We start from the raw sequence: 9,532 nt of genomic DNA on the forward strand, positions 1-9,532 counted from the left end.
CATGGCCCTCCTTGAACGGCCTTTCTTGGTTACTTCTTTGGCCGGCAAAGAAGTAACTGCCACACAGCCAAGGTGATTTGGCAAACAAAGTGAAACCGCCGCGCTACAGCGGCACAGCCCCCATTTTTGATACCTTGTCAAACAAAAACATGAAACAAAGGGGAAGAATATGAAGAACAAACGGTTCATCCTGTTCGATCTGGACGGTACGCTGACCGACCCGGCGCTGGGCATCACAAATGCGTTCCGGTACGCATTGAAGGCCTTCGGCATCGAAGTGCCGGATGTTCGGGAGCTTTACCGGGTCATCGGTCCGCCGCTCATCGATTCCTTCATCGATTTTTACAGCTTTTCCGAGGCGGACGCGCGCAGGGCAGTCGAGGTTTACCGCGAATATTTCAGTGAAACGGGCATCTTTGAAAATAAGGTGTACGACGGCATCCCGCAGCTGCTGGACACGCTGCAAAAGGACGGCCGGACGCTGCTGGTCGCGACCTCGAAGCCGACCGTCTTTGCCGAAAGGATTTTGGAGCACTTCGGTCTGGCCCGTTATTTCTCCTTTGTCAGCGGCAGCGGATTGGACGGCGCGCATTCCCGCAAGGATGAGGTCATCGAAATCGCGTTGGAGAGAATGCGGGTGAATGACCGTTCCGAAGCGGTGATGGTCGGCGACCGGGCCTTTGATATTGAGGGAGCAAAGCTTTCCGGTATCGACGCCGTCGGCGTACTGTACGGCTACGGAAGCCGCGGGGAATTGGAAAAAGCGGGCGCGAAGCATATTGCTGAGGACATCGGCAGCCTGCGCAGGATGCTTCTGGGCGGCTGATATCGCAGAAACAGTTCATTGGGGCGGCGGATATTAAAGCGAAGCGACAGGTATTCCGGCATGTTCAGGAATACTTCCCGCTTCTGTGGATGGGCGTTGTTGGTTCATCAAAAGAATGATGCTGTCCGTCGTTGCGCAGGGGCCCCGTATGATCCGGTAACCGTTTTATCTTTTATTATGCATCCTGTCCTTCTGGCGGGATGCTGCATGTCAGGGCGGCAGCTGTGAAGCCCCGTATGCTTTCCTGTTAAGGGGAAGGCGTACGGGGTATAATTGCGCCTGCTTTTCAATAAATATAGAGTAGAACAAGGCGTAATACTTGGAAGAGGTGAAGAGATTGGGGATCATCGGGCTGTTTTTCCTGTCTTTGGGGCTTGCGATGGATGCGTTCGCGGTTTCGGTTTCAAACGGCATCTGCTACAGCAAGGCATCCAGAAAGCATGCGGTCGTCACGGCGCTGACCTTCGGGCTGTTTCAGGGCGTGATGCCGATGATAGGCTATCTTGCCGGACACACCTTCCGGCAATACATCGAACGGATTGATCATATTGTCGCATTGGCCCTGCTGGCGGTCATCGGCGGCAACATGATTCTGGACGCCGTCCGGGAGCTGCGCCATCCGAAGGGATGTGAGAAGAACCAGCAGTTCTCAATCAAACTGCTGATGATGCAAGCGGTAGCGACGAGCATCGACGCGCTGGCGGTCGGCGTCTCGCTGGCGGCCATCCGTGTGAATCTCTGGAGCGCCTGCGCCATGATCGCGTCGGTGACCTTTGCGTGTTCGCTGACCGGCGTGCTGATTGGCAAACGGTGCGGCAGCCATTGGCAGGAGAAGGCCGAGATCATCGGCGGCGTGATATTGATCATCCTCGGTGTGAAAATTTTTCTGGAACACGTGCTTGGATAGCCTGCCAGGCGGCAACAATACCAGTGGAGGTGGTTTGCTTTGCAGCCATACGCACTGAAAAAAGAGGAGCTGCTGCTCGAATTGTCCGCCGACGCACAGAACGGCCTGTCGGACCAGCAGGTAAGGGAGCGGCTCGAACAATATGGACCGAACAAACTCAAGGAGAAAAAGAAGAAAAGCCTTCCGCAGCGTTTTTTCGACCAGTTCAAGGATGCCATGATCCTGATACTGCTGGCCGCGGCCGCCGTTTCGTTTACGGTCGCCATCGTGGAGCGTTCGCCGGGGGAATTCTTCGAACCGGCGCTGATCGTGCTGATCGTTCTGCTGAACGCCGTGATGGGGCTTTTGCAGGAGAGCAAGGCCGAAAAGGCGCTCGAAGCGCTGCAGAACCTGTCCGCGCCGCATGCGCGGGTTATCCGTTCCGGCAAGGAGGAGAAGCTCGACGCGGCCGCACTGGTGCCGGGCGATCTGATCCTGCTGGAGGCCGGGGATTATGTGCCGGCCGATGCGCGTATTCTGGAATCGGCAAGTCTCAAATCCGAGGAAGCTGCACTGACCGGGGAATCGGTCCCGTCCGAGAAGGATGCCGGCGCATCCGTTCAGGAGAACGCACCGATTGGGGACAGGCTCAACATGCTCTATACGGGATGCAGCGTCACCTATGGTACGGCCAAAGCGGTGGTGACAGCCACCGGGATGGACACCGAGATGGGCCGGATTGCGGGACTTTTGGAGGGGGAGACCTCGACGCAGACGCCGCTGCAGGAGAAGCTCGCGAAGCTTGGCAGGAACCTCGGCTTCCTCGCGCTGGGCGCCTGCGCGGTTATCTTTGCCATCGGCCTGTTTGGCGGCGTGCCGCTCATGGAAATTTTTATGACCGCGGTGTCGCTGGCGGTGTCGGCGATTCCGGAAGGGCTTCCGGCCATTGTGACCATCGTGCTGTCGCTGGGCGTGCAGCGGATGGTCAGGAAGAATGCGATCATCCGGCGTCTGCCGGCGGTCGAGACGCTCGGCAGCGCGTCGGTCATCTGTTCGGACAAGACCGGAACGCTGACCCAGAACCGCATGACGCTGGTGAAGGCCTATACAGACGGACAAACCGAGGAGATCGGGGAGCGGAACAGCGCGCCGGTCAAAAAGCTCCTGCAGTATGCGGCGCTTTGCTCCGACGCGTCGGTGCGGTTTGAGACGGATGGGGAGAAGCACATCGGCGATCCGACCGAAACGGCCATCCTTGTGGCGGCGCACAAGAACGGCATGGAGAAGGACCAGCTGAACGAAGCGCATCCGAGAAGGGCGCAGATCCCGTTCGACTCGGACCGCAAGCTGATGAGCACGGTCAATGAAATCGACGGGAAGAACATCGTGATCGTCAAGGGCGCCTTTGATGTGCTTTCCTCCCGATGCGTTTCCGGCGACATCGATGCGGCCAGAACAGCCGCCGATTCGCTGAGCGCCCAGGCTCTGCGGGTTCTCGCCGTGGCCTGTAAAGAAATCGGGGAGGTTCCCGCGTCGCCGAAGCCCCAGGAGCTGGAGCAGGGACTCGTCTTTATGGGGCTTGTCGGCATGATCGACCCGCCGCGGCCCGAAGCGAAGGAAGCGGTCGAAATCTGCCGGTCGGCAGGCATCAAGCCGGTCATGATCACCGGCGACCATGTCATCACGGCATCCGCCATCGCAAAGGAGCTGGGCATCCTGCTGGATGGGGACGACGCGCTGACCGGCGCGCAGCTGGGGGAACTGAGCGAACGGGAGCTGCTTGACCGGGTCGAAACGATCTCCGTCTATGCAAGGGTTTCGCCGGAAGACAAGATCCGCATCGTGCATGCCTGGCAGAAGAAGGGGCGCATCGTCTCGATGACCGGCGACGGCGTGAACGATGCGCCGGCGCTCAAGGCGGCAGACATCGGCTGTGCGATGGGCATCACCGGCACCGACGTCGCGAAGGGCGCGGCCGATATGACGCTGACCGACGACAACTTCGCGACGATTGTGGATGCGGTCAAAGAGGGACGCGGCATCTACGACAACATCAAGAAGGCGGTCGGCTTCCTGCTGGGCACCAACATCGGCGAGGTGCTGGCGGTCTTCTTCGCCATGCTGTTCTGGCATCAGTCGCCGCTGATCTCGATTCAGCTGCTGTGGATCAATCTGGTGACCGACAGCCTGCCCGCCATCGCGCTCGGCATGGAGCCGCTGCAGGACAGCGTGATGCAGAAGCCGCCGAAGCCGAAGGACGAGGGCATCTTCGCGCACGGCTTCGGTGTGCAGATCATCCTGCAGGGCGTGATGTTCGGCGTTCTGACACTGATCGGGTTTTATCTCGGCTGGAAGGCGGCCGGGGACATCCGCGGCGGCAGGACCATGGCGTTTACCGTGCTGGCGTTTTCACAGCTCCTGCACGCCTTTAACATGCGTTCGGAGCGGTCGCTGTTCAAGACCGGCTGGTTCAGCAACAAGTATCTGAACGGCGCGGTGCTCATCTCGCTGATTCTGGTGGCGGCGGTGGTATTCATCCCGCCGGTGGCGGCTGTTTTCGGCATGATGGAGCTGTCGTTCCAGCTCTATCTGACGGCGTTCGGCATGGCGCTGCTGCCCATTGTGGCGCTGGAGATCTCCAAGGCGTTCCGATGGATCCGGTAATTTTGTCAAAATATCTTGTAAAGTGACAGTTGTGACGCTGTGGCACAGCGATTCCCTTTGATTGCCAAGTGACACTTGGCTATGTGGCAGTTACTTCTTTGCCGGCCAAAGAAGTAACCAAGAAAGGCCGTTCAAGGGGGGCCATGCACAGTGCCACTTAGGGCCAGATGGCCCCCCTTGAAAATCCCCCTCCGATATCCCTCTATCTGCTTCGGCCGCCTGCGGGCGGCGTCTTGCTTTTGGCTGGGTGGTTGGGCATAGCTGGCAGCGGACGCTTTCCCGGTTTAAGGTTGTTTTTGTGGTACCCCGATACCTCGGCTGGTTCGTAAGTTCCCTTTGATTATCTGGGAATGTGCGCTTCTTCGTCTGCATGCAGGGCAGCTGCTTTATTCAATAGGGCATTCCGCTGATGCTTTTTGACAGAGTTGCTTTTTCAGCGTTTTACAATAAACAAGAGGGAATCCTGTGTACGGGATTCCCTCTTGTTTATGCTGAAGATATAGGCTGAAGATATAGAAAGAAGGCTTGTTTCTATATCTTCAGCATGGTAATCCTATAAAAAGAATCGGGCAGATATGAAAATGGCAGAAAGAATTGCTCGAATCTATAGACTTTTTTATGAAAATCGTATATGATGGAAGTTATGAAATTCATCACGAAAGGTTGTGAGATCGGGTTGGAAAATAAGCTGAAATTATATGGCTTTAACAACCTCACAAAAACACTTAGCTTCAATATCTATGATGTTTGCTATGCAAAAAGTGAGCGAGAGCAGAAAGACTACATCGCCTATATCGATGAACAGTACAATTCGGAAAGGCTGACCAACATACTCTGTGAAGTCACCAAGATGATCGGCGCGCATGTGCTGAACATCTCCAAGCAGGACTACGACCCGCAGGGGGCCAGCGTCACGCTGCTGATTTCAGAAAAGACGCTGCCGCTGTACGAGATCGATTCTTCCTGCAATATGGGAATCGGGGAGAACGCCGTCCTGCAGACCCGGGAAACCGTGGTGGCGCATCTCGATAAGAGCCATGTGACGGTACATACCTATCCGGAATACCATCCGGACAATGCGATTGCGACCTTCCGTGTGGACATCGATGTCTCAACCTGCGGACGGGTTTCCCCGCTGAAAGCGCTCGATTACCTGATCGGCAGCTTCGATTCGGACATCATGACCATCGACTACCGGGTCAGGGGCTTCACCAGAGATGTCAGCGGCCGCAAATGCTTCCTGGATCACAGGATTACCTCGATTCAGGACTATATCCAGGATGAGACTCTCAGAAAGTACGATGCGATCGATGTAAACGTCTACCAGTCAAACATCTTTCATACACAGATGCTGATCAAGGAGATCGAGCTGCAGAACTATCTGTTCAACACCGACGCCTATGAGCTTCCGCCGAAGGAACGGCTGCGCATCACAGACAATCTGCGCAAGGAAATGATTGAGATTTTCAGCGGCATGAACGTCTACGACAATGACGGAGGGATGCCGCTTGAATAAGGAACAGACGCTTTCCCAGCATGCGGCCCCTATCTACAGGGCGCTCAAAGAATATCGCTCGGCGCGCATCGTCTCGTTCGACGTGCCGGGCCACAAGCAGGGGCGGGGCAACCTGCGGCTGACGAATGTTCTCGGCGAAAAGGCGATGAGCATCGACGTCAATTCGATGAAGCCGCTGGACAACCTCTGCCATCCGGTCGGGGTGATCCGCGAGGCCGAACAGCTGGCGGCCGGTGCGTTCGGGGCCGACCAGGCGTTTTTCATGGTCAACGGAACCTCCAGCGCCGTGCAGGCGATGGTCATGAGCTGCACAAAGCGCGGCGATGAGATCATCCTGCCGCGCAATGTGCACCGCAGCGCGATCAACGCGTTGATTGTCGGCGGCGCCGTGCCGGTCTACGTCAACCCCGGCGTGAACAAGCGGCTCGGCATCCCGCTCGGGATGGCGGTGGAGGATGTGGCCAGGGCAATCCGCAGACATCCGAACGCGAAGGCGGTGCTGGTCAACAACCCGACCTATTACGGCGTCTGTTCGGATTTAAAGGAGATTGTGCGGCTGGCGCACGAGGCCGGCATGAAGGTGCTGGTGGACGAGGCGCACGGCACGCATTTTTACTTTGGCGAAGGGATGCCGGTGAGCGCCATGGCCGCGGGCGCGGACATGGCGGCGGTCAGCATGCACAAGACCGGCGGCAGCCTGACCCAGAGCTCCTTTCTGCTTTGCAGGGACAGCGTGCATCCGGACTATGTGCGGCAGGTCATCAACCTGACCCAGACGACCAGCGGTTCCTATCTGCTGATGTCCTCGCTGGACATCTCGCGCAGGAACCTTGCGCTGGACGGAAGGGAGATCTTCGCGAAGGTTGTGGATTTCGCAGCCTATGCCCGCGAGGAGATCAACAGGCTGGGCGGCTACTATGCGTTTGCCGGGGAATGTATCGACTCCGGCGCGTTCTATGCCTTCGACCCGACCAAGCTGTCGGTGCACACGCGGGAGATCGGGCTGGCGGGCATCGAGGTCTATGATATCCTGCGGGACGACTACGACATCCAGATTGAATTCGGCGACATCGGCAACATTCTGGCGATCATTTCGGTCGGGGACCGCGCGCTGGAGATCGAACGGCTGATCGCCGCGCTCAGCGAGATCAAGCGGCTGTACGCGAAGGATCCCGCCGGCATGTTTGACCACGAGTACATCAAGCCGATACTGTCGCTGTCGCCGCAGAAGGCGTTCTACAGCGAAAAGCGCGCGCTGCCGATGATGGAGACCGAAGGAGAAATCTGCGGCGAGTTTGTGATGTGCTATCCGCCGGGCATCCCGATTCTGGCGCCGGGCGAGCGCATCACGAGGGAAATCCTCGATTATATCGCCTACGCCAAGGAAAAGGGATGTTTTTTGACCGGTACGCGGGACCTGACACTGGAGACCATGCAGGTTGTAGACGGGAAGGAGTAATCGATTTTGGAATTGTGGTATACCGAACAGCACACGCCCGACGTGCGCTTTTCGATCAATATAGAACAGCAGCTCTGCTGCAAAAAGAGCGAGTTCCAGCGCATCGATGTGTTCTATTCAAAGGAATTCGGCCGTTTTCTGGCGCTGGACGGGCTGATGATGGTGACCGAGAAGGATGAGTTCATCTACCATGAGATGATCACCCATGTCCCGATGGCGGTGAATCCGGATATCAAGCAGGTGCTGGTCATCGGCGCGGGGGACGGAGGAACGGTGCGCGAGCTGACGCGCTATGCTTCGATTGAGAGAATCGATATGGTGGAGATCGACAAAATGGTCGTGGAGGTCTGCAGGGAATTCATCCCGCAGACCGCCTGCAGGCTGGACGACGAACGCGTACACATCTATTACGAGGACGGCCTTCGCTTTGTGCGGGACAAGGTCGACGCCTATGATCTGATCATCGTCGACTCGACCGACCCGTTCGGCCCCGGCGAGGGACTGTTCACCAAGGAATTCTATGGAAACTGCTATAAAGCGCTCAAGGAGGACGGCATCCTGGTCAACCAGCAGGAGACGCCGTACTACACCGCCTATGCCAACTCGATGCGGCGGGCGCACCAGCGCATCAGGGCGTTCTTCCCAATCTGCAGGGCCTATCAGTTCCATCTGCCGACCTATCCGTCCGGGCACTGGCTGTTCGGCTTTGCGTCGAAGAGATACGATCCGGTCACGGACCTCTATGCTGAAAGATGGAATGCGCTGGGGCTTGAGACGCGCTACTACAACACCGAGCTTCACAAGGGCGCGTTTGCGCTTCCAAATTACGTAAAGGAACTGTTGGAAGATGAATAAAAATGTCGTAACTTTTTTAAACTGTGACGCCTGTTATTCGGATGCGAGGATTGTGCTGTTCGGCGCGCCGTTTGACGGGACGACCTCGTTCCGCCCCGGCACACGGTTTGCAAGCGAAGTCATGCGGATGGATTCGATCGGGCTGGAGAGCTACAGCCCGTATCAGGACCGGGATTTGCAGGACATCGCGGTCTTTGACGCGGGGGAGCTGGAACTGCCCTTCGGCAACACAGAGCGCGCGCTTGCGGACATCGAAGCGTTCACGGACAAGGTGTATGCGGATGGCAAAACGCCCTGTATGATCGGCGGAGAGCATCTCGTCACATTGGGAGCCGTACGGGCCGCCGTCAAACGATATCCCGATCTGCGGATCGTCCACTTTGACGCGCACGCCGATCTGCGGGACGACTATCTGGGAGAGAGGCTGTCGCACGCCTGTGTGCTACGCCGCGTCTGGGAGCTTCTCGGTGACGGGCGCATCCACCAGTTCGGCATCCGGTCGGGCGACAGGAGCGAGTTTATCTGGGGGAAGGAGCATGTCCACACAAGGCTGTTCGATTTCCAGGGCCTATCCGAAACGGTGGAGAAGCTCAAAGGAAAACCGGTCTACTTCACGCTGGATTTGGATGTGCTGGACCCATCCATCTTTCCGGGAACCGGAACGCCGGAAGCGGGCGGCGTGACCTTCCGCGAACTCATGGATGCCATTTTAAAGCTTCAGGGGCTGAACATCGTGGGCTTCGACATCAACGAGCTGTCCCCGCATTATGACCAGAGCGGCGTTTCCACCGCGGTCGCCTGCAAGGTGCTGCGGGAACTGCTGCTGCTGGCGGACAACAATTTGAAGCGGCAGGCATCATGAAGATCACTTGTTTCAAAGGGAGGATGCAGGATGAAGCTGGACAGAATCCATCATGTCGCCATCATCGTATCGGACTATGAGAAGTCACGGGAATTCTATGTGGATAAGCTGGGATTTGAGATCATCCGTGAGAATTATCGGCCGTCGAGGGAGGATTACAAGCTTGATCTCCGTCTGGGAGACTGTGAGCTTGAAATCTTCGGCGTAAAGAATCCGCCCAAACGTGTCACCAATCCGGAGGCCTGCGGATTGAGGCATCTGGCGTTTCATGTGGAGGATATCGAGGAAGCCGTCGCGTGGCTGAACGCGCTGGGCATTGAGACGGAACCCATTCGCTGGGATGAATACACACAGAAGCGGATGACCTTCTTCCGTGACCCGGATGGACTTCCATTGGAGCTGCACGAATAGATTCTTCGACAGATAAAAGGTCTAGCGGTAATATGGGATAGACCAGTATGAAA

8 protein-coding genes are annotated in these 9,532 nt (G+C 57.1%); all 8 read left to right on the forward strand.

Going from position 1 to position 9,532, the window contains the following annotated elements; genetic code table 11:
• The first annotated feature begins 169 nt into the window (after positions 1-169).
• The 8 genes from BN348_RS03575 (at position 170) to gloA2 (ending at position 9,479) form a co-directional block, all read left to right on the forward strand.
• The gene (locus BN348_RS03575) at positions 170-826 is read left to right on the forward strand and encodes an HAD family hydrolase (RefSeq protein WP_040196266.1); all 657 of its coding nucleotides are present in this window, start codon (positions 170-172) and stop codon (positions 824-826) included.
• 328 nt (positions 827-1,154) lie between these two features.
• Positions 1,155-1,733 carry a manganese efflux pump MntP gene (locus tag BN348_RS03580; protein WP_242844297.1) on the forward strand — a complete coding sequence of 193 codons (579 nt, stop codon included), beginning with the start codon at positions 1,155-1,157 and terminating at the stop codon, positions 1,731-1,733.
• A 39-nt stretch (positions 1,734-1,772) separates the two neighbouring features.
• Positions 1,773-4,376: a calcium-translocating P-type ATPase, PMCA-type gene (locus tag BN348_RS03585; protein ID WP_040196269.1), complete on the forward strand. Its 2,604-nt coding sequence runs from the start codon at positions 1,773-1,775 to the stop codon at positions 4,374-4,376.
• A gap of 643 nt (positions 4,377-5,019) precedes the next feature.
• Positions 5,020-5,892, forward strand: coding sequence for an adenosylmethionine decarboxylase (gene speD, locus BN348_RS03590; protein WP_040196271.1), 873 nt, complete (start codon positions 5,020-5,022; stop codon positions 5,890-5,892).
• Positions 5,885-7,351 carry an aminotransferase class I/II-fold pyridoxal phosphate-dependent enzyme gene (locus BN348_RS03595; protein ID WP_040196272.1) on the forward strand — a complete coding sequence of 489 codons (1,467 nt, stop codon included), beginning with the start codon at positions 5,885-5,887 and terminating at the stop codon, positions 7,349-7,351. The genes speD and BN348_RS03595 overlap by 8 nt, the downstream gene beginning before the upstream one ends.
• 6 nt (positions 7,352-7,357) lie before the next feature.
• Positions 7,358-8,206, forward strand: coding sequence for a polyamine aminopropyltransferase (gene speE, locus BN348_RS03600; protein ID WP_040196275.1), 849 nt, complete (start codon positions 7,358-7,360; stop codon positions 8,204-8,206).
• The gene (gene speB, locus BN348_RS03605; protein ID WP_040196276.1) at positions 8,199-9,068 is read left to right on the forward strand and encodes an agmatinase; all 870 of its coding nucleotides are present in this window, start codon (positions 8,199-8,201) and stop codon (positions 9,066-9,068) included. The genes speE and speB overlap by 8 nt, the downstream gene beginning before the upstream one ends.
• Before the next feature lie 30 nt (positions 9,069-9,098).
• The gene (gene gloA2 / locus BN348_RS03610; protein WP_040196277.1) at positions 9,099-9,479 is read left to right on the forward strand and encodes an SMU1112c/YaeR family gloxylase I-like metalloprotein; all 381 of its coding nucleotides are present in this window, start codon (positions 9,099-9,101) and stop codon (positions 9,477-9,479) included.
• Positions 9,480-9,532: the final 53 nt, after the last annotated feature.

The sequence above is a fragment of the Candidatus Soleaferrea massiliensis AP7 genome (assembly GCF_000820765.1).
GTDB lineage: Bacteria > Bacillota > Clostridia > Oscillospirales > Ruminococcaceae > Soleaferrea > Soleaferrea massiliensis.